General features: G+C 67.3%; 14 protein-coding genes and 1 pseudogene. 14 read left to right on the plus strand and 1 reads right to left on the minus strand.

The annotated features are described in order from the left end of the window. Nucleotides 1-139 precede the first annotated feature (139 nt). The 12 genes from C7I84_RS03885 to ilvD all read left to right on the plus strand — a co-directional run bounded on the left by C7I84_RS03885 (nt 140) and on the right by ilvD (nt 16,542). The gene (locus tag C7I84_RS03885; RefSeq protein ID WP_106770840.1) at nt 140-1,123 is read left to right on the plus strand and encodes an ABC transporter substrate-binding protein; all 984 of its coding nucleotides are present in this window, start codon (nt 140-142) and stop codon (nt 1,121-1,123) included. A 161-nt stretch (nt 1,124-1,284) separates the two neighbouring features. Next, nucleotides 1,285-2,787 carry a sugar ABC transporter ATP-binding protein gene (locus tag C7I84_RS03890; RefSeq protein WP_106770841.1) on the plus strand — a complete coding sequence of 501 codons (1,503 nt, stop codon included), beginning with the start codon at nt 1,285-1,287 and terminating at the stop codon, nt 2,785-2,787. Nucleotides 2,788-2,890: 103 nt separating this feature from the next. After that, complete coding sequence (locus tag C7I84_RS03895; RefSeq protein ID WP_106770983.1) at nt 2,891-3,892, plus strand: ABC transporter permease; 1,002 nt, start codon at nt 2,891-2,893, stop codon at nt 3,890-3,892. A gap of 232 nt (nt 3,893-4,124) precedes the next feature. Further along, nucleotides 4,125-5,117 (plus strand): ABC transporter permease, encoded by a 993-nt coding sequence (locus C7I84_RS03905; protein WP_106770843.1) that lies wholly within the window; start codon nt 4,125-4,127, stop codon nt 5,115-5,117. After that, the gene (locus tag C7I84_RS03910) at nt 5,110-5,850 is read left to right on the plus strand and encodes an SDR family oxidoreductase (RefSeq protein WP_106770844.1); all 741 of its coding nucleotides are present in this window, start codon (nt 5,110-5,112) and stop codon (nt 5,848-5,850) included. The genes C7I84_RS03905 and C7I84_RS03910 overlap by 8 nt, the downstream gene beginning before the upstream one ends. Before the next feature lie 8 nt (nt 5,851-5,858). Beyond that, nucleotides 5,859-6,200, plus strand: coding sequence for a winged helix-turn-helix domain-containing protein (locus tag C7I84_RS03915; RefSeq protein ID WP_106770845.1), 342 nt, complete (start codon nt 5,859-5,861; stop codon nt 6,198-6,200). A gap of 89 nt (nt 6,201-6,289) precedes the next feature. Next, on the plus strand, nt 6,290-6,568 hold the full coding sequence (locus tag C7I84_RS03920; protein ID WP_106770846.1) for a type II toxin-antitoxin system RelE/ParE family toxin: 279 nt from the start codon (nt 6,290-6,292) through the stop codon (nt 6,566-6,568). Nucleotides 6,569-6,591: 23 nt separating this feature from the next. Continuing rightward, the gene (locus C7I84_RS03925; protein WP_106770984.1) at nt 6,592-6,903 is read left to right on the plus strand and encodes a HigA family addiction module antitoxin; all 312 of its coding nucleotides are present in this window, start codon (nt 6,592-6,594) and stop codon (nt 6,901-6,903) included. A 109-nt stretch (nt 6,904-7,012) separates the two neighbouring features. After that, the gene (locus C7I84_RS03930) at nt 7,013-10,366 is read left to right on the plus strand and encodes a transglutaminase family protein (protein ID WP_106770847.1); all 3,354 of its coding nucleotides are present in this window, start codon (nt 7,013-7,015) and stop codon (nt 10,364-10,366) included. A 264-nt stretch (nt 10,367-10,630) separates the two neighbouring features. Next, complete coding sequence (locus C7I84_RS03940; protein WP_106770849.1) at nt 10,631-13,030, plus strand: circularly permuted type 2 ATP-grasp protein; 2,400 nt, start codon at nt 10,631-10,633, stop codon at nt 13,028-13,030. A 487-nt stretch (nt 13,031-13,517) separates the two neighbouring features. After that, entirely contained in the window at nt 13,518-14,417 is a 900-nt protein-coding gene (locus tag C7I84_RS03950; protein WP_106770850.1) for a transglutaminase family protein, read from the plus strand. A gap of 289 nt (nt 14,418-14,706) precedes the next feature. Then, a complete protein-coding gene (gene ilvD / locus C7I84_RS03955; protein ID WP_106770851.1) occupies nt 14,707-16,542 on the plus strand; it encodes a dihydroxy-acid dehydratase in 1,836 nt (611 codons plus the stop codon). A 257-nt stretch (nt 16,543-16,799) separates the two neighbouring features. Here the strand turns inward: ilvD and C7I84_RS03960 are convergent, their stop codons facing one another. Next, the gene (locus tag C7I84_RS03960; RefSeq protein WP_106770852.1) at nt 16,800-17,831 is read right to left on the minus strand and encodes a histone deacetylase family protein; all 1,032 of its coding nucleotides are present in this window, start codon (nt 17,829-17,831) and stop codon (nt 16,800-16,802) included. A gap of 203 nt (nt 17,832-18,034) precedes the next feature. On the opposite strand from C7I84_RS03960, the pseudogene C7I84_RS03965 reads away from it, so the two are divergent. Together C7I84_RS03965 and C7I84_RS03970 are read left to right on the plus strand one after the other, a co-directional pair. Then, nucleotides 18,035-19,698: pseudogene (locus C7I84_RS03965) on the plus strand (amidohydrolase). Between the two features lie 138 nt (nt 19,699-19,836). Continuing rightward, complete coding sequence (locus tag C7I84_RS03970; protein ID WP_106770853.1) at nt 19,837-20,931, plus strand: ABC transporter ATP-binding protein; 1,095 nt, start codon at nt 19,837-19,839, stop codon at nt 20,929-20,931.

The following is a 20,931-nucleotide window of genomic DNA, read 5'->3' on the forward strand; positions in this document are numbered from 1 at the left end:
GCCCGGCGTGCAGTCAAGAGTCCGTCAAGTCATACTTTTCCGCTTGACTGCTAATATTATTAGCGCAAGATTTCCGTATGTGAAGCAGGCAATTGCTTCCATCGGCCCGGGAGAAGCCGAAATCCAAGGAGGAGATTCCATGAAACTTCTGACCCGTCGTACCCTGCTGCTTTCCGCGGGCGCCATCGGCGCCATGGCGGTGACCGGTGGCCTTGCGCTCGCCGACCTGCCGCCGCTGCCCGCCAAGGACAAATACAAGGTCGGCTTCGCCCAGACCGAATCGAACAATCCGTGGCGCATCGCCCAGACCAAGTCGATGCAGGACGAGGCCGGCAAGCTCGGCTATCAGCTCGTCTACACCGACGCCGCCGGCTCGGCCGCCAAGCAGGTTGCCGACGTCAATTCGATGATCGCCCAGGGCGTCGACCTGATCTTCCTCGCTCCGCGCGAGGAGAAGCCGCTGATCCCCGCCGTCATGGCCGCCAAGAAGGCCGGCATCCCGGTCATTCTGCTCGACCGCAATGTCGACCAGGCGCTCGCCAAGGCCGGCGAGGATTACGTCACCTTCATCGGCTCCGACTTCGTCGACGAGGGCAAGCGCATCGCCGAGTGGCTGGTCAAGAACAATGGCGGCAAGACCAAGATCATCCAGCTCGAAGGCACCACCGGCTCCTCGCCCGCCAACGACCGCAAGAAGGGTTTTGACGAGGCGATCAACGCTGCCGGCGGCTTCACCCTGCTCGCCTCGCAGTCCGGCGATTTCGCTCGCGACAAGGGCCGCCAGGTCGCCGAGGCGCTGCTGCAGGCGCATCCCGACGCCGATGTCATCTACGCCCACAATGACGAGATGGCGATGGGCGCCATCGCCGCGCTCGAGGCCGCCGGCAAGAAGCCCGGCACCGACGTGATCGTGCTGTCCATCGACGGTGGCAAGGAGGCCGTGCAGGCGGTGGTCGACGGCAAGATCAACGCGGTGGTGGAGTGCAACCCGCGCTTCGGACCCAAAGCCTTCGAGACCATGGCCAAATACGCCAAGGGGGAGAAGATCGATGCCTGGGTGAAGAACGACGACAAGTTCTACGATCCGTCCAATGCGGCGGCGGAATTGGCGAACGCCTATTGATCGCCATTCGACAAGGCCGGCCGGCGAGCGCGCTGGCCGGCTTTGTTTGTGAAAAGGGCGCAACGTCGAACGCTGCGGTTGGCGTTGACAGACAACCCGCGATGCCCGTTGCACCCCCGCCCCATCACGGGCAAGATCGCTCACGGGAGGAATCCGAAAGCATGCTTTTATCGATGAAGGCCATCGACAAGAGCTTCTCAGGCGTGCGCGTTCTCAATGCCGCCTCGCTTGAGGTCGAACCGGGCGAGGTGATGGCCCTGGTCGGCCAGAACGGCGCCGGCAAGTCCACCATGATCAAGATCCTCACCGGCGCCTATTCGCGCGACGCCGGCAGCGTCACCTTCCAGGGCCGCGAGGTGCATTTCTCCTCCACCGCCGACAGCCAGTCGGCGGGCATCGCCACCATCTATCAGGAAATCAACCTGGCGCCGAACCGCACCGTGGCCGAAAACATCTTCCTCGCCCGCGAGCCGCGCACCGCCTTTGGTCTCGTCGACCGTCGAAAAATGCGGGCGGAGGCGCGGGCGGTGCTGAAGCGCTTCAACCTCGACATCGATGTCGAGCGGCCGCTGGAAAATTTCGGTGCCGCCACCCGGCAGATGGTGGCGATCGCCCGCGGCGTCACCCAGAACGCCAAACTCGTGATCATGGACGAGGCGACTTCCTCGCTCGACGAACGCGAGGTCGCGGTGCTGTTCGAGACTGTCCGCACGCTGAAGCGCGACGGCGTGGCGACCATCTTCATCAGCCACCGCCTCGACGAGCTCTATGCGATCTGCGACCGCGTCACCGTCATGCGCGACGGCCGCACGGTAGCCGTCAGCGCCATGAAGGACATCAAGAAACTCGAGCTGGTGCGCACCATGCTCGGCAAGGAGCTGACCGCCTTCACGGCGGCCCAGCGCAACCGCGAGGAAGCCGACGGCGCCACGCTGGTCGAGGCGAAAAACCTGTCGGCCGGCGTGCGGGTGCGCGACGTCTCGCTCGCCATCGGCAAGGGCGAGATCGCCGGGCTCGCCGGCCTGCTCGGCTCCGGCCGCACAGAGACCGCGCGGCTGATCTACGCCGCGGACCGCCGCGACGGCGGCACGCTGTCGGTCGGCGGCCGGCAGACCGCCTATGCCCAGCCGGCCGATGCGATCGCCGACGGCATCGGCTTCGTCTCCGAGGACCGCAAGGTCGAGGGCATCGTACCTGAGATGAGCGTGCGCGAGAATCTCACCCTCGCCATCCTGCCGCGCCTGCAGAAATCCGGCATCGTCGACCGTGCAAGGCAGCAGGAGATCGTCGAGCGCTACATCAAGGCGCTCGGCGTCAAATGCGCCTCGCCGGAGCAGCCGATCCGCGAGCTGTCGGGCGGCAACCAGCAGAAGGTGCTGCTCGCCCGCTGGCTGTGCATGAACCCGCGGCTGCTGATCGTCGACGAGCCGACGCGCGGCATCGACGTCGGCGCCAAGGCCGAGATTCTCAAGCTGTTGCGCGGCCTTGCCGACGAAGGCTTGAGCGTGCTGATGATCTCCTCGGAGCTGGAGGAGCTGATCGCCGCCGCGGACCACGTCACAGTACTCAGCGACGGCCGCTCGGTGGCCCGCATCCCGGCCGCCGAGCTCAGCGAGGAGCGGCTGATGGTGGCCATGGCGCACCAGGACGGCGAGGCGGCGTGATGATTGCGGATTTCATCCATTCAGCTCCATCCAGCACTCCTGGACGAAGCGCGACAATGCCGATTTGGCAATCGACGGAATGCGAAGCCGCGCGGGCGCCGACATGACCACCCTCGACACCACCACCCCCGCCCAGACTCCCGCTAAGCGCAGTTCGCTTATCTGGATCAGCCGCTACGGCACGCTGGTCGCCTTCCTGGCGCTGATCGCCTTCAACATGGCGGTGACGCCGAATTTTCTCTCCTGGCAGACGCTCAACGTGAATCTCACCCAGGTCGCCACCATCGTCATCGTGGCGGTCGGCATGACGCTGGTGATCGCCACCGGCGGCATCGACCTGTCGGTCGGCTCGCTGATGGCGATCTCCGGCGCGCTGGCACCGATGATTTTCCTCGGCACCATCTACCCGATCCCCAGCCCGGCGCTGGCGGTCACGCTGGCGTTCATCGTCCCGGTGGTCGTCGCCGGCGCGCTCGGCTGGTTCAACGGTTTTCTCATCACCCGCTGGTCGATCCAGCCGATCGTGGCCACGCTGGTGCTGTTCATCGCCGGGCGCGGCATCGCCCAGGTGATGACCAACGGCAATTTGCAGGTGTTCAGGAACGATGCCTTCCAGTTCATCGCGCTCGGCCGCGTGTTCGGCATCCCGACGCAGGTGATCATCATGGCGGTGGTGGTGGCGCTCGCCGCTTTCGTCATCCGCCGCACCGGCTTCGGCCGCCAGATCATCGCGGTCGGCGGCAACGAGAAGGCGGCCAGGCTCTCCGGCATCCCGGCGGTGCGGGTGAAGCGGCTGGTCTATGTCGTCAGCGGCGCGCTGGCCGGCATCGCCGGGTTGGTCGTGGTCGCCCGCAACTCCGCCAGCGACGCCAATCTGGTCGGGCTCGGCATGGAACTCGATGCGATCGCGGCGGTCGCGGTCGGCGGCACGCTGCTCACCGGCGGGCGGGCATATGTGCTGGGCACGCTGCTCGGCGCCTGCGTCATCCAACTCGTGCGCTACACGCTGCTCGCCAACGGCGTGCCGGACGCCGCGGCGCTGGTGGTTAAGGCAGGTCTGATCGTGGCGGCGGTGTTCATCCAGCAGCGGGCGGAGCGGGGGTAGGGCGCATGCGGTTTATGGAAACGCCGGTGCTCTACGTTGCCCCCCTCTGTCCTGCCGGACATTTCCCCCACAAGGGGGGAGATCGGCCTGCCGCTTCGTGGGCGCCTGTTCTGCAACGCTGGTGGTTGGCGAAAATCGGTGTGACAGCCAATCTCCCCCCTTGTGGGGGAGATGTCCGGCAGGACAGAGGGGGGCAGCGTAGAGTGCCAGGCGCTATCAACGAGCGGGCAAGATGACCACCTACCTGTCCTTCCTCGGCCCTTTGGCGCCGCGCTCGACCATCGCGCTCGCCCGCCTCGGCGTGATCGCGGCGCTGATCGCGCTCATCGTCTTCGGGGCGCTGCGCTACGACAACTTCCTGTCGTCCTACAACGCGCTCAGCTTCCTGCGCTACAACTCCATGTTCGCGCTGATCGCGCTGGGCATGGCGCTGGTGATCATGACCGGCGGCATCGACCTGTCGGTCGGCGGCACCGCTGCGATGGCGAGCGTGGTGGCGGCGATCTTCTCGCCCTACCACTGGGCCGCCGGACTCGCCGGCGGGCTCGCCGCCGGGCTGGTGGTCGGCATCATCAACGGCGTGGTCATCACCCGGCTGAAGATCCAGCCCTTCATAGCCACGCTGGCAGCCATGCTCGCCGCCTATGGCACCGGCCTGCTGCTCGCCGGCAACCAGTCCGTCTCCGTCTCCTACGACAGCGGCTTCACCGAGATCGGCCAAGGCGATTTCCTCGGCTTCCCGATTCCGGCCTGGATCGCGCTTGCCTTCTATATCGCCGGCTGGATCGCGCTGGAGCGGCACCCGGTCGGCCGGCGCGTCCTCGCCATCGGCGACGGCGAGGCGACGGCCAAGCTGATGGGCCTCAAGGTGGAGAAGACGCTGATGGGCGTCTACATCACCTCGGGCCTGTGCGCCGGCATGGCCGGCGTCATCCTCGCCGCGCAATTCGGCGCCGGCCAGCCGACCGAAGGCGTCGGCTGGGAGCTGTTCGCCATCGCCTCGGTGGTGGTCGGCGGCACGCTGCTCACCGGCGGCGTCGGCTCGATCGGCGCGACGCTGGCCGGCGCGCTGCTGCTCGCCATGGTGTTCAACATCCTCAACTTCGAGAACGGCCTGGGCTGGATATCGCTCTCGGCCTACTGGCAATCGGTCATCCGCGGCCTGTTCCTGCTGGCCGTGGTCATTCTGCAGGCAAAGATCGCGGGAGCGCGTGCAAATGGTTGATGAAAAATCGGAATTTTCGGGCAAGTCGGTGCTGGTCACCGGGGCCGGCAAAGGCATCGGCCTGGCGACGGCGAGACTCGCCGCCCGACGCGGTGCCGCGGTCGTCGCCGTAAGCCGCAGCCGCGAGGATCTGGAATCGCTTAGCGCCGAAATCGGATGTCGTACGTTAACCGCGGACCTCGCCGACGCCGAGGCGGCGCGCGCGGCGGCGCGCGATGCGCAGCCGGTCGACTTTCTCGTCAATTGCGCCGGCTTCACCATTCTCGAATCGGTTCTCGACGTCACCGTGGAATCCTTCGACCAGCTGATGGCGGTGAACACGCGCGCGCCGCTGATCTTCGTGCAGGAATACGCCAAGGCACGCATCGCCGCCGGGAAGGGCGGGGCGGTGGTCAACGTCTCCAGCATGTCCGCCTTCACCGGCTTCGCCGACCACGCCGCCTATTGCGCTTCCAAAGGCGGGCTCGACGCGATGAGCCGGGTCATGGCCAACGAGCTCGGCCCGAAAGGCATCCGCGTCAATTGCGTCAACCCGGCGATCACACTGACCGCCATGGCCAGGAAGGCGTGGAGCGACCCCGAAAAATCCGCGCCGATGCTGGCACGCATGCCGCTCGGCCGCTTCCTCGAGCCGGAGGAGGTGGCAGAGGTCATCCTGTTCCTGCTGTCCGACCGCGCCTCCATGGTCAACGGCCTGTCCATGCCGGTGGATTCGGGCTTCAAGGTGACGTAAGGCAGGCGATGCCCTCGCTCAGCCTGCGCATCAATCTTGATCCCGACGGACGCATCGGCCCCGGCAAGATCGAGCTTCTGGAACACATCGCCGCCTTCGGCTCGATCTCGGCGGCAGCGCGGCGCATGGACATGTCCTACAAGCATGCCTGGGACCTGGTCGAGGAGATGAACGTGCTGTTCGGCAAGCCGGTGGTCGCCGCCCAGACCGGCGGCAAGAAGGGCGGCGGCGCCCAGCTCACCGCCGTCGGCCTGGCCGTGGTGGCGCGCTTCCGCGCCATCGAGCGCGCTGCCCTGGCCGCCGCAGCGCCCCACATGACCGCCCTGCAGGCGGAGATCGACGCGGCGTGACGCGCGCTGCACTGGGAGTGCCGCTGTCTGTATGTCAGCTTTTGCTTGCATGCTCTTGATGAATCGTAAGCGATCTGCTTACATTCGCCATGATAAGGTCCTTCAAACACAAGGGCTTCTCCGACCTGTTCGCGAGTGGCAAAACGTCGAAGATCGACGCCAGGATGCACAAGCGGATTATGGTTCGGCTGGACCGCTTGGATGCCGCGACACGCCCGGAAGACATGAACCTCCCGGGTTTCGACTACCACGCTTTGATCGGCTTCAACCCGACGCGCTACACCGGTCACGTGAACGGGCCCTGGTGCATGACATTCGAATTCGACGGAACCGACGCCGCGAAGGTCGATTTCGAGCAATACCACTGATCACCGATGTGATGGAGAGTATGATGGTCCTCTACGAAGTATGCCGGCCGACCGAGCGGTGCCCGTCGCATCCGGGGGCGCTGCTTGATGACATCATTCCCGCAACCGGTCGGAGGAAGGGGGAGATCGCCAGCCTGCTGGGGATTTCCCGGCAGCATCTCTACGACATCGTCCGGGAGCGCAAGCCGGTGTCTCCGGAGGTGGCTGCTCGGCTGGGCAAGCTGTTCGGTGATGGCGCCGCCGTTTGGCTCCGGATGCAAGCTGCCTACGATGCCTGGCACGCCGAGCGGGAAGTGGACGTCAGCAACATACCCACGCTGAGGACGGCCGCCTGACGGCATGGCGGATCTTCTTCTTTTCGCACTGCAATAAACGCTTGGCGGGCCTTGCCGATTTGTGGGAGTGTGGCGAAATCGACCCCGGCGAAAGGTTTTCGCGCAGCCCATGGCCATCCTGGCAGCCGTCCATCATCTGACCCACTATCGATACGACCGGCCGGTCGTGCTCGCGCCGCAGGTCGTCCGGCTGAAGCCCGCCCCGCATTCGCGCACCAAGGTGCCGAGCCATTCGCTGAAGGTTTCGCCGGCCAACCACTTCGTCAACGTCCAGCAGGACCCCTACGGCAACTTCCTGGCGCGCTACGTCTTCCCCGATCCGGTCAGCGAGTTGAAGATCGAGGTCGACCTCGTCGCCGACATGACTGTCTACAACCCGTTCGACTTCTTCGTCGAACCCTCCGCCGAAACCTGGCCGTTCGACTATCCGGAAGAGCTCGCCGAGGACCTTTCCATCTACCGTAAGCCCGAGCCGGCCGAGCAGGCGCTCGACGCTTTTCTCGCCTCGATCGACCGCTCGCCGCAGAACACCGTCACCTTCATCGTCGACCTCAACGCCCGCATCCAGCGTGAGGTCGCCTATATCGTGCGCATGGAGCCCGGCGTGCAGGCGCCGCAAGAGACGTTGGCGCTGGCAAAAGGCTCGTGCCGCGACTCGAGCTGGCTGCTGGTGCAGGTGCTGCGAAACCTCGGCTTTGCCGCCCGCTTCGTTTCCGGCTACCTCATCCAACTCAAGCCTGATCTCGTCGCGCTCGACGGCCCGCCCGGCACCGCGGCCGACTTCACCGACCTGCATGCCTGGTGCGAGGTCTACCTGCCCGGCGCCGGCTGGATCGGCCTCGACCCGACGTCCGGCCTGCTCACCGGCGAAAGCCACGTGCCGCTCGCCGCCACGCCGCATTACCGCAACGCCGCGCCCATTTCCGGCATGGCGAGCTTCGCCGAGGTCGATTTCGACTTCGACATGCAGGTGACCCGCATCGCCGAGCATCCGCGCATCACGAAACCCTTCTCCGACGAATCCTGGGAAGCGCTGGAGAGGCTCGGCAACGAGGTCGACGTGGTGCTCGACAAGCAGGACGTGCGCCTCACCATGGGCGGCGAGCCGACCTTCGTGTCGATCGACGACTTCGAATCGGCCGAGTGGAACACCGCCGCCGTCGGCCCGACCAAGCGGCAGAAGGCCGACGTGCTGATCCGCAGACTGCGCGACAAATTCGCGCCGGGCGGTTTTCTCCACTACGGCCAAGGCAAATGGTATCCCGGCGAATCGCTGCCGCGCTGGACCTTTTCGCTCTACTGGCGCGCCGACGGCGAGCCGGTGTGGCGCGATCCCAGCCTCATCGCGACGGAGAAGGGCGCGCCAAAGGCCGGCCACAAGGACGCCGAGGTGCTGCTCAAGGCGATGGCGATCGGGCTCGGCATCGACGCCGGGATGGTCGACGAGGCCTATGAGGATCCGGCCGAGTGGGTGCTGAAGGAAGCGAAGCTGCCGGACAATCTCGATCCGACCAACTCCAAGCTCGCCGACCCGGAGGAGCGCAGCCGCATGGCGCGCGTCTTCGAGCGCGGACTGACGGCGCCCTCCGGCTACGTGCTGCCGATCCAGCGCTGGAACGCCGCGGCGAGCGACGGGCGCCGATGGCGCTCGGAGAAGTGGAAGACGCGGCGTGGCCGGCTGTTCCTGGTGCCGGGCGATTCGCCCGTCGGCTACCGCCTGCCGCTCGGTACTCTGCCCCATATCCCGCCCGCGCAATTTCCCTATGTCGTGCCCGTCGACCCCTCGGTGCCTCGCGGACCGCTGCCGCCCAATCCGCAACCGCCGGCGGCTGCCGCCCCGGCGGGCGGCGACGCCCCCGGCCGTGCCCAGATCGAGGCGTCGTTCACGGCCGCGACCGGCGGGCAGGAGATCGTCGAGCAGCAGCTTTCCGGCATCGACGGGGCGGTGCGCACCGCGATCTCGGTCGAGCCGCGCGACGGCCGCCTGACCATCTTCATGCCGCCGGTCGAATCCCTGGAGGATTATCTCGAACTGGTCGCGGCGGCGGAGGCGGCGGCGCGCGACACCGGGCTTCCCGTCCATATCGAAGGCTACGCGCCGCCGCACGATCCGCGCCTCAACGTCATCCGCGTGGCTCCCGACCCCGGCGTCATCGAGGTCAACGTCCATCCGGCCAAGAGCTGGGCCGACTGCGTCGCCACCACCACGACGCTCTATGAGGAGGCCCGCCAGAGCCGTCTCGGCGCGGAAAAATTCATGATCGACGGCCGCCACACCGGCACCGGCGGCGGCAACCATGTCGTGGTCGGCGGGGCCACGCCGAACGACAGCCCGTTCCTGCGCCGCCCCGACCTCTTGAAGAGCCTGGTGCTCTACTGGCAGCGGCACCCCGCGCTTTCCTATCTGTTCTCCGGCCTGTTCATCGGCCCGACCAGCCAGGCGCCGCGCTTCGACGAGGCCCGCCACGACAGCCTGTACGAGCTGGAGATCGCGCTGGCGCAGGTGCCGATGCCGGGCGAGGGGACCGCCCCGCTGCCCTGGCTGGTCGACCGGTTGTTCCGCAACCTGCTCGTCGACGTCACCGGCAACACCCATCGCTCGGAGATCTGCATCGACAAGCTGTTCTCGCCCGACGGGCCGACCGGCCGGCTCGGCCTGGTCGAGTTCCGCGGCTTCGAGATGCCGCCCAATGCGCGCATGAGCCTCGCCCAGCAGCTCCTGGTGCGCGCCATCGTCGCGCGGCTGTGGACGGCGCCGCTGTCTGGCCGCTTCACCCGCTGGGGCACGGCGCTGCACGACCGCTTCATGCTGCCGCATTATGTCTGGCAGGATTTTTTGGACGTGCTGGAAGACCTGAAGCAGAACGGTTTTACCTTCCGCCCCGAATGGTTTTCCGCCCAGTTCGAGTTCCGCTTCCCCTTCTGCGGCGAGGTCGCCCATGCCGGCGTGAAGCTGGAACTCAGGCAGGCGCTGGAGCCGTGGCATGTGATGGGCGAGCAGGGGGCGATCGGCGGCACGGTGCGCTTCGTCGATTCCTCCGTCGAGCGGCTGCAGCTGCGCACCGAAGGCCTGAACCCGGAGCGCCACGCAGTGCTGTGCAACAAACGCCTCGTGCCGATGAGGCCGACCGACGACCGAGAGGTCGCGGTGGCCGGCGTGCGTTTCAAGGCGTGGCAGCCGGCGTCCGGCATGCACCCGGCGCTGCCGGTCGACACGCCGCTCACCTTCGATATCTACGACCGCTGGTCCGGCCGCGCCGTCGGCGGCTGCGTCTACCATGTCGCGCATCCCGGCGGCCGCAACTACGAGACCTTCCCGGTCAACGCCAACGAGGCGGAGGCGCGCCGCCTCGCTCGCTTCGAGAGCTTCGGCCACACGCCGGGGCCGTTCGAGTTTTCCGACGAGCACCCCGCCGCCGACTTCCCGATGACGCTCGACCTCAGACGGCCGGCGGGGGTGTGAGGAGATGGGGAGGAATAGGGTCGGGTGTCCGTCGAAGAGAGGGCTTATGCCCCTTCGCACCCCCCTCTGTCCTAAGCTTGTCGAATGGGCCGGCCATCTCCCCCGCAAGATGGGAGATCAGCAGCTTCGCTCTCAGCACATCTCCAGCAGCGCCGGCGACTTGCGAACCCAAACCGGCCAGCTGATCTCCCCCCTTGCGGGGGAGATGTCCGGCAGGACAGAGGGGGGTGCGAAGGGGCGCGGCTTGCCCTCTGGAGGAATGCAATGAGGGCGTCCACGGCATCCCCGGACCGTAAGCCCCATCCCCTCCTCGACGGCTACCGCCCCTTGCCCGGCATTCCCGACGAGATGGTCGACGCCGCCGGCAATCCGCGGCCGGTCTGGAAAAATTTCATCGCCGTCCTCGAAAACCTCGGCCCGGACGAGCTGACGAAGCGCTTCGCCCGCGCTGACCAGTATCTGCGCGACGCCGGCGTTTACTACCGCGTCTACGACAGGGTCGACGCCAACGAGCGCGAATGGCCGCTGTCGCACCTCCCGCTGCTGATCGGCGAGGAGGAATGGGCGGCGATCAGCGCCGGACTGATCCAGCGGGCCGAGCTGTTCGAGGCGATCCTCTCCGACATCTTTGGCGACAACCGGCTGGTCGCCGACGGGCTGCTGCCGCCCGGCCTGATCGCGGCAAGCCCCGAATATCTGCGCCCGCTCGCCGGGGTGAGGCCCGCCGGCGGGCACTTCCTGCATTTCTGCGCCTTCGAGCTCGGCCGCGGGCCGGACGGCGGCTGGTGGGTGCTGGGCGACCGCACCCAGGCGCCGTCCGGCGCCGGCTTCGCGCTGGAGAATCGCGTCGCCACCACCCGCGCGCTCGCCGACCTCTACGCCGAGATGCATGTCGAGCGGCTCGCCGGCTTTTTCCGCCGTTTTCGCGACGCGCTGGTCGAGGCGGCCGGCGATCCGGAAGGCCGCGTCGCCATTCTCACCCCCGGCCCGCTCAACGAGACCTATTACGAGCACGCCTATATTGCCCGCTATCTCGGCATCATGCTCTTGGAGGGCGAGGACCTTACCGTGTCGGAAGGCCGGCTGATGGTGCGCACCGTCTCCGGGCCGAAGCCGGTCAGCGTTCTGTGGCGGCGGCTTGACGCCGCCTTCGCCGACCCGCTGGAGCTCAATGCAGCCTCGCGAATCGGCACGCCTGGCCTTGTGCAAGCCGTGCGCCAGGGCTCGGTCGCGGTGGTGAATGCGCTGGGGTCCGGAATACTGGAGACACGGGCGCTGCTCGCTTTCCTGCCGCGCATCTGCCGAAAGCTGCGCGGCGAGGAACTGGCGCTGCCGTCCATCGCCACCTGGTGGTGCGGCCAGCCGGCCGAGCGCGACCACGTTGTGGCCAATCTCGACCGCATGATGGTCGGGCCGGCGCTGTCGACGCGGCTTGCCTTCGAGGACGACGGCGCGACCCGCCTCGGCGCGTCGCTCGATGCGGCCGGGCGCGAGGCACTGACCCGGCAACTGCAGGCGGACGGCCAGAGCTTCGTCGGTCAGGAGGCGGTCACGCTGTCGACCACGCCGGTCTATCGGGATGGCGCGCTGGAGCCGCGGCCGGCGGCCTTGCGTGTGCATCTGGCGCGCACGCCGCAGGGCTGGATCGTCATGCCGGGCGGTTTCGCCCGCGTCGGCGAGACGGAGGACACGGCGGCGATCGCCATGCAGCGTGGCGGCCATGCCGCCGACGTCTGGGTGGTGTCCGGCCGGGCTGTGGAACGGGAGACGCTGCTGCCCGAGGCCGGCGACGGCTTTGCCCGCCGCACGCCCGGCAGCCTGCCCAGCCGCGCGGCCGAAAACCTGACGTGGCTCGGCCGTTACGTCGAGCGGGCCGAGGACACGGTCAGGGTGCTGCGCGCCTATCACGTCCGCCTCGCCGAAACCGGCGATCCCGAGATGCCGTTGCTGGCCGACATGCGCGCGCATATGGAGCCGATCGGCATCGACATGGCGGCGGCCGTGCCGCTCGGCCTGCTTTCCAACATCGACAGTGCCGTCTCCAGCGCCGGCCAGATCCGCGACCGTTTTTCGCCCGACGGCTGGCTGGCGCTGCGCGACCTGTCGGCGACGCTGCACCGCTTCGCCGGCACGGTCGAGCCGGGCGACGACGCGACGCGCGCCATGACCGTGCTGTTGCGCAAGATCGCCGGCTTCTCCGGCCTGCTCAACGAGAACATGTACCGCTTCACCGGCTGGCGTTTTCTGGAGATCGGACGGCGGCTGGAGCGGGCGATCCAGATTTCCCGCATGCTCGGCCGGGTGACGCGCGACGACGCGCCGGACGGCGCGCTCGACATGATGCTGGAGGTGGGCGACAGCGTCATGACCCACCGCCGCCAATATACGGTGCGCGCGGGGTGCGGCACCGTCGTCGACCTTCTGGCGCTCGACCCGCTCAACCCGCGCTCGGTATTGTTCCAGCTCGAACGTCTCAAATACGAGATCGACCACCTGCCGGACGCCGACCGCCACGGCCTGTCGGCGCCGGCCAAGGAAGTGTGGCGGCTGCACACCGGGCTGGCCACGCACGAGCCGGCCGAGCTCGACCCCGACGCGCTCGACCAGATCGCCTGGGACGTCGGCGGGCTCTACGAGACGCTGGCGAAGGCGTATTTCGGGTGAAGGCGGCCTTGGAATTGAACGAGACGCGCCCCTTCGCACCCCCCTCTGTCCTGAGCTTGTCGAATGGGCCGGACATCTCCCCCGCGAGGGGGGAGATTGGCGGTTTCGTCCATACGGCCTTTCCGCCGGTGGTTAGCGAAAGCCGGGCGGCCGATGTAATCTCCCCCCTTGCGGGCAGGGCGATCGCCTATGGAAGTTCTGGAAGGGTCGGCCGGCGGGTTACCCCCACCCCTAACCCCTCCCCTCAAGGGGGAGGCGGACTTTGCGGCCGCCATGCCGAGCGAAATCGTCACCGATTCATGTCTGGCACAACAGCGGCAAGATCCCCCTCCCCCTTGAGGGGAGGGGTTAGGGGTGGGGGTAGCTCAATATACGATTGCCCTGTCCTTGCGGGGGAGATGTCCGGCCCACTCGACAAGCTCAGGACAGAGGCGGGTGCGAAGGGGCGTCTGCATCGCGTGCTCTCTTTGCCCATCAGAGCCCTCTGATGCACTACGACATCCGCCTCACCCTCTCTTATGTCTACGACGCCTGGGCCGGCGGCGGGCGGCACCAGTTGCGCGTGCTTCCCCCGACCATACCCGGCGTGCAGCGGGTGATCGCCGCTGCGCTCTCCTTCACGCCGCAACCGAGGGAGCGTTCCGACTTCACCGACTTCTTCGGCACCCGCGCCACCGCGGTCACCTATCGCGAGGCGCACGAGACCCTTGAGGTCAGGATGACGGCGCGCGTCGCGGTGAAAAGACCGGAGCCCGGCTTCGACGTCTCGCCCGGCCTGCCGCAGCTTGCCGGGCAGGTCGCCTCGGTGCTGTCGCTCGGGCCGGAGGCGCCGCATCATTTCCTCCCCGCCAGCGACCATGCGGGCATTGATCCCGATATAACCGCCTATGCCAGCGAAAGCCTTGGCCACGGCTCGGTGCGGGCGATCGCCGGCGATTTCTGCCGGCGCATCCACCGCGACTTCGCCTATGACGGCACCGCGACCACGGTGACGACGCGGGCGCGCGACGCCTTCGGCCTGCGCCGCGGCGTCTGCCAGGATTTTTCCCATGTCATGATCGCCGGGCTGCGCGGGCTCGGCATCCCCGCCGGCTATGTCAGCGGTTTCTTGCGCACCATCCCGCCGGCCGGCAAGGAGAGGCTCGAAGGCGCCGACGCCATGCATGCCTGGGTGAAGGTGTGGTGCGGCCGCGAGAGCGGCTGGATCGAGTTCGACCCGACCAACGACATGCTCGCCTCCAACGATCACATCACTGTCGGCTACGGCCGCGACTATTCGGACGTGGCACCCATCGTCGGCGTGCTGAAGACGACGGGCGGGCAGGAGGCGGAACAGTCCGTCGATGTGATCCCGGTTGATGCCAAACCGGTCGAGAGTGCCCGCTGAACGCCGGTCTCGACCCGCGGCGCGGAGCGTAGCAGCCGACCCGGTCGTCCGACACTTCGATTCTCGATCACGATTACCGGCGGAGGTCCGGTCATGGTGCCTCGATCCGACGGCGCGATGTCCGCCCGCTTCCGACATCGTACCCGAAGATCGGTCTCATCAGGGCGGCGCGCGAAATGCGTACCGTACGTTACGGTACGCATTTTTCGTTGCCGATCCGGTGAAAACGGTCTAAACAACCCTGTTGCCGCAGCGCAGGCTGCGAGCCCGCATCAGTTCGAGGATATCGATGCCAGCCTATCGCTCCCGCACCACCACCCACGGCCGCAACATGGCCGGTGCCCGCGGCCTGTGGCGCGCCACGGGCATGAAGGACAGCGATTTCGGCAAGCCCATCATCGCGGTAGTGAACTCCTTCACCCAGTTCGTGCCAGGCCATGTGCATCTCAAGGATCTCGGCCAGCTGGTCGCCCGCGAGATCGAGGCGGCCGGCGGCGTCGCCAAGGAATTCAACACGATCGCGGTCGACGACGGCATCGCCATGGGCCATGACGGCATGCTCTACTCGCTGCCCAGCCGCGAGCTGATCGCCGACAGCGTCGAATACATGGTCAACGCCCACTGCGCCGACGCCATGGTCTGCATCTCCAACTGCGACAAGATCACGCCCGGCATGCTGATGGCGGCGATGCGCCTCAACATTCCGGCCGTTTTCGTCTCCGGCGGGCCGATGGAGGCCGGCAAGGTCGTGCTGCACGGCAAGAAGCACGCGCTCGACCTGGTCGACGCCATGGTTGCGGCCGCCGACGACAAGGTGTCGGACGAGGACGTCAAGGTGATCGAGCGCTCGGCCTGCCCGACCTGCGGCTCCTGCTCCGGCATGTTCACCGCCAATTCGATGAATTGCCTGACGGAAGCGCTCGGCCTGTCGCTGCCCGGCAACGGCTCGACGCTCGCCACCCATGCCGACCGCAAGCGGCTGTTCGTCGAGGCCGGCCACCTCGTCGTCGATCTCGCCCAGCGCTATTACGAGCAGGACGACGAGAGTGTGCTGCCGCGCAACATCGCTTCCAAGAAATCCTTCGAGAACGCCATGGCGCTCGACATCGCCATGGGCGGCTCGACCAACACGGTACTGCACATCCTCGCCGCCGCGCATGAGGGCGGCATCGATTTCGGCATGGACGACATCGACGCGCTGTCGCGAAAGGTGCCGGTGCTGTGCAAGGTGGCGCCCGCCAAGAGCGACGTTCACATGGAGGACGTCCACCGCGCCGGCGGCATCTTCTCCATCCTCGGCGAGCTCGACCGCGCCGGCCTGCTCACCCGCGACCAGCCAACCGTGCACACCGCGACCCTCGGCCAGGCCATCGAGCACTGGGACATCACCCGCACCGGCAGCGCCAAGGTGCGCGACTTCTTCATGGCCGCCCCGGGCGGCGTGCCGACGCAGGTCGCCTTCAGCCAGGACCGGCGCTGGGACGATCTCGACACCGACCGCGAGACCGGCGTCATCCGCTCGGCAAAACATCCGTTCTCCAGGGACGGCGGCCTCGCCGTGCTCAAGGGCAACATCGCGCTCGATGGCTGCGTGGTGAAGACTGCGGGCGTCGACGAGTCGATCCTGAAGTTCACCGGCCCGGCAAAGGTGTTCGAGAGCCAGGACGCGGCGGTCAAGGGCATTCTGGGCAACGAGGTGAAGGCGGGCGACGTCGTCGTCATCCGCTACGAAGGCCCGAAGGGCGGCCCCGGCATGCAGGAAATGCTCTACCCGACCAGCTACCTGAAGTCGAAGGGTCTTGGAAAAGCCTGCGCGCTCTTGACCGACGGCCGCTTCTCCGGCGGCACGTCCGGCCTGTCGATCGGCCACGCCTCGCCGGAAGCGGCGACCGGCGGCGCCATCGGCCTGGTGCGCGACGGCGACACCATCGCCATCGACATCCCCGGCCGCACCATCGACCTGCTGGTCGATGAGGCGGAACTCGCCGCCCGCCGCGCCGAACAGGACGCAAAAGGCTGGAAGCCGGCGGAACAGCGCAAGCGCAACGTCACCACGGCGCTCAAGGCCTACGCCGCCTTCGCCACCAGCGCCGACAAGGGCGCGGTGCGCAAGCTGCCGGAGTAGGGGCGGTAGCTTAGGAGGCATCGCCGCACTCCGTCCAGCACCCCTCATCCGACCTCCCCCTCGACAAGCTCGGGGTCGGCCACCTTCTCCCACCTTGTGGGGAGGGGCAGGGGTGGAGGGTAAACGCATATGCGATAGACCTGGGAAGAAGGTGCCCGCGGGGGCGGATGAGGGGCTGCATCACGCCATCCAGAGACGCGCCGCCCCTCATCTGCCTGCCGGCATCTTCTCCCTGTAGACGGGGAGAAGATAGCTGATCATCCCTGCTCGAACCCGGTCAGCACGCCGACGGCGTTGATGCCGATCTCCTCGACTGCGTAGCCGCCCTCCATGACGAACAGCGTCGGCAGGCCGAGTTTGGCGATGCGCCGGCCGATCTTCGGATAGTCCTCGCTCTTCAGCTTGAACTGGCTGATCGGATCCTTCTCGAAGGTGTCGACGCCGAGCGATACTACCACCACGTCGGGCCGGTAGGCTTCGAGCCTGGCGCAGGCGTCCTCCAGCGAGGCGCTCCAGCCGTCCCAGGCGGTGCCGAACGGCATCGGGTAGTTGACGTTGAAACCCTCTCCGTCTCCCGAACCCTTCTCGTCGGCATGGCCGAGGAAGAACGGGTATTCGGTCATCGGGTCGCCATGCAGGTTGAGCACCTGCACGTCGGCGCGCGCGTAGAAAATCTCCTGCGTGCCGTTGCCGTGATGGTAGTCGACGTCGAGGATCGACACCTTCGCCGCACCCCGATCGCGGAAGAATTGCGCGGCGACGGCGGCGTTGTTGATGAAGCAATAGCCGCCCATGAAGGCGGCGCCGGCATGATGGCCGGGCGGCCGGCAGAGCGCGAAGGCGGCGCGCTCGCCGTCCTTGACCAGCCCGGCGGCGGTCAACGCCACGTCGAAGGACGACTTGATCGCCGTCCAGGTGCCCGCGACGAAACTCGCCCCGGCGTCGAAGGAATAGTAGCCGAGCAGCGCGTCGATGGTTTTCGGCCGCACATCGGCACGCAGCCCGCGCGTCGGCCAGGTGAAGCCGAAGGCCGAGCCTGAACGCCCGGCCTTCTCCCATTCCGGCCAGACGGTCGGTAGGAAATCGATATAGTCGGCCGCATGCACGCGCCTGGCGGCCGCGATGTCGTGCTCCGCCGGCGGCAGGATCGGCCCGAGCTTCTCCGCTTCGACGCGGGCGCGGATGTATTCGGCCCGCGACGGCTTTTCGAAGCCGGGCACCAGCCCGCCGGAGATCAGCTCCATCTGCCCGGCATGTCCCGCATGCAGCGGCGAAAAGATCGTCTTCATGAAACCCCTCTCGTTGACGTCGGCCGGACCCTAGCCGCAGCCGCCAGCTTTTCACAAGCGCTACCGCTTGCCGCAGGATGGACCACTCCAGCTCGTTCGTCCGCTCCATGTCCGGGCATCTGCGCCTCCAGCCTGGCGAACCATCGATCTGGCGTCGTCGGTCGCGCCGGTGCTAGAGCAGGATGTCCAACCGGAAATGCCCTATGACCGCACATGCCGAGCTGATCGTCGTCAACGGCCGCATCAGGACCATGGATCTCGAGCGGCCGGCAGCCGAGGCGCTTGCCGTTTCCGGCGGCAGGATCGTCGCGGTCGGGGACCGCGCGGCGATCGCCGACCTGCGCGGCCCGAACACCAAGGTGATCGACGCGGCGGGCAATTCGGTCGTTCCTGGCTTCGTCGAAGGGCATATGCACCTGTTCTCGGGTGCCGCCGAACTCGCCCATCTGCAACTCGCCGGCGTGCATGGCGAGGCGGCGCTTTCCGCCGCCATCCGCGGCTACGCCGCGGCGCGACCGGACGCGCCGATGCTGCTCGGCCAGGGTGCCGACTACACCATCCTCGGCGGGCGCCCGCTTACGCGGCACGACCTCGACCGCATCCTGCCGGCCGGCCCTTCGCCATGGCGGCACCCGACCATCACACGGTGTGGGCGAACACCAGGGCGCTCGAGTTGGCCGGCATCCTGCATGGCCGGCAGGTCGGAGCCGGCAACGAGGTGGTGATGGCCGCCGACGGCCTGGCGACCGGCGAACTCCGGGAGAACGAAGCTTTCGCGCCGGTGCTGGCGCTGGCGGGCGAGGAGCGGGCGCGGCTCGGCCTGTCGACCGGCGGCGAGCCGGATCCCGTCCCCTCGCCGGCCGAGCGGGAGGCCGACCGCGCCATCCTGCGGCGCGGCCTCGACTGGTGCGCCCGCCACGGCATCACCTCGATCCACAACATGGACGGCAATCTCTACCAGCTCGAGCTGCTGTCGGAGATCGAGGCCGAGGGCGGACTGCTGTGCCGCGCCAGGATTCCCTTCCACTTCAAGAACTTCATGGCGCTGGACATGCTGGAGAAGGCCTCGCTCATGGCCGAGCGCTACCGTTCGGACTGGCTGTCCTCGGGCATGGTGAAGGTCTTCTACGACGGCGTGCTGGAGTCTTGGACGGCGGTGATGGTCGAGCCTTATGCCGACCGGCCGGACTGGCGCGGCGAGCCGCTGTTCTCGCCAGAGGACTTCGCCGCGGTCGCCGTCGAGGCCGACCGCCGCGGCCTGCAGATCGCCGTGCACGCCATCGGCGACGGCGCCGTGCGCGCTGTGCTCGACGGCTATGAGCAGGCGCAGCGCGTGAACGGCCGCCGCGACAGCCGCCACCGCGTCGAACATATCGAGGTGACCACGGCCGCCGACATCCCGCGCTTCGCAAGGCTCGGCGTGATCGCCTCCATGCAGCCGACGCATCCGCCCGGCTCGGCCGGCCTGCCGCTGCAGCCGACCGTCTCGCGCATCGGCACGAGCCGGTGGCCCTTCGCCTATCCCGTCCGCACGTTGAAGGAGGCCGGTGCCCGAATCGTCTTCGCTTCGGACTGGCCGGTCGCACCCATCGACCCGATCCTCGGCATCCAGGCGGCGATGCTGCGCAAGCCTTGGGCGGACGGCTGCCCCGACCAGAAGCTTTCGCTCGACGAGGCGCTGGCAGCCTATACGACCGGCGGCGCCTATGCCGAGTTCAACGAGCACCGGAAAGGTGTTCTAAAGCCGGGATTCTTTGCCGATTTCGTCGTGCTTTCCGGAGAACTCGATGCTGTTTCCGCCGAAAACCTGACGGAAATCCGGCCAACCCTGACGGTTTGCGGCGGCCGCATCACCTTCGAAGGTTAAGCATCGGCATCTCTTTTCCGTCCGGCAGGAACCGGATGTGAAATCCGGTTGCGCCTCTGTTGCCAAACGCCGGCGCTTGTGCTGACAATCCGCCCGGGGAACGAGAGGTCGACAGACCCGCAAAGCCATAGGGGTATCGTGTCAGATCGACCTGCCAGGAACGCGATCGAAGTTCGCAGCGTCAGCAAGATTTTCGGCAGCGGGGAGGCACGGTTCGCCGCGCTCGACCGGGTTTCCGTCGAAATCCGGGAAAACGAGTTCTTCACCCTGCTCGGCCCCTCGGGTTGCGGCAAGACCACGCTTCTCAGGCTGATCGCCGGCTTCGATTTTCCGAGCGAAGGCGAGATATTCCTCCACGGCGAGGACATCGCGCCGCTGCCGCCGTTCAAGCGGCCGGTGAACACGGTGTTCCAGAGCTACGCGCTGTTCCCGCACATGACGGTGGCTGAGAATATCGGCTTCGGCCTGGAAATGCTCGGAAAACCAAGGGCCGAGATCGAGGCCCGCGTGGCGCAGATGCTGAAGCTGGTGCGCATGGAGCAGCTCGCCGGGCGCCGCACCAGCCAGATCTCCGGCGGCCAGCAGCAACGCGTGGCGCTAGCCCGGGCGCTGGCGCCGCAGCCGAAGGTGCTGCTGCTCGACGAGCCGCTGTCGGCGCTCGACTTCAAGCTGCGCAAGGAGATGCAGATCGAACTCAAACGGCTGCAGCACGAGACCGGCATCACCTTCATCTTCGTCACCCACGACCAGGAGGAGGCGCTGACCATGTCCGACCGTATCGCGGTGATGTCGGCCGGAAAGATCCTGCAGGTCGGCACCCCCTGGGACATCTACGACAAGCCCGCCGAGCGCTTCGTCGCCGACTTCATCGGCGAGACGAATTTCCTCACCGGCACGGTCGACGGCATCGCCAACGGGGTCGGCCGCGCGCGCCTGGGATCCGGCATCGAGATTCCGGCGACCATCGCCGAAGGTTTTGCACCCAACGGCGCGGCGACGATCATCGTGAGGCCCGAGCATGCCCGCGCGGTCAAGTCGGGCGGGCATCTCGCCGGCACGGTCGAAACCATCGTCTACTTCGGGACCGACACGCATATCCACGTCCGGCTGGACCAGGGGGACGTCTTCACGGTCCGCCAGCAGAACTCCCGCAGCCAGTCCTGCGGTTTCGAGATCGGCGACCGTGCCGGCATCGAGATCGCCGCCGACGGCGCCCAGGTTCTGAGGGACTGA

The organism is Kumtagia ephedrae (assembly GCF_003012745.1).
Lineage (GTDB): Bacteria > Pseudomonadota > Alphaproteobacteria > Rhizobiales > Rhizobiaceae > Kumtagia > Kumtagia ephedrae.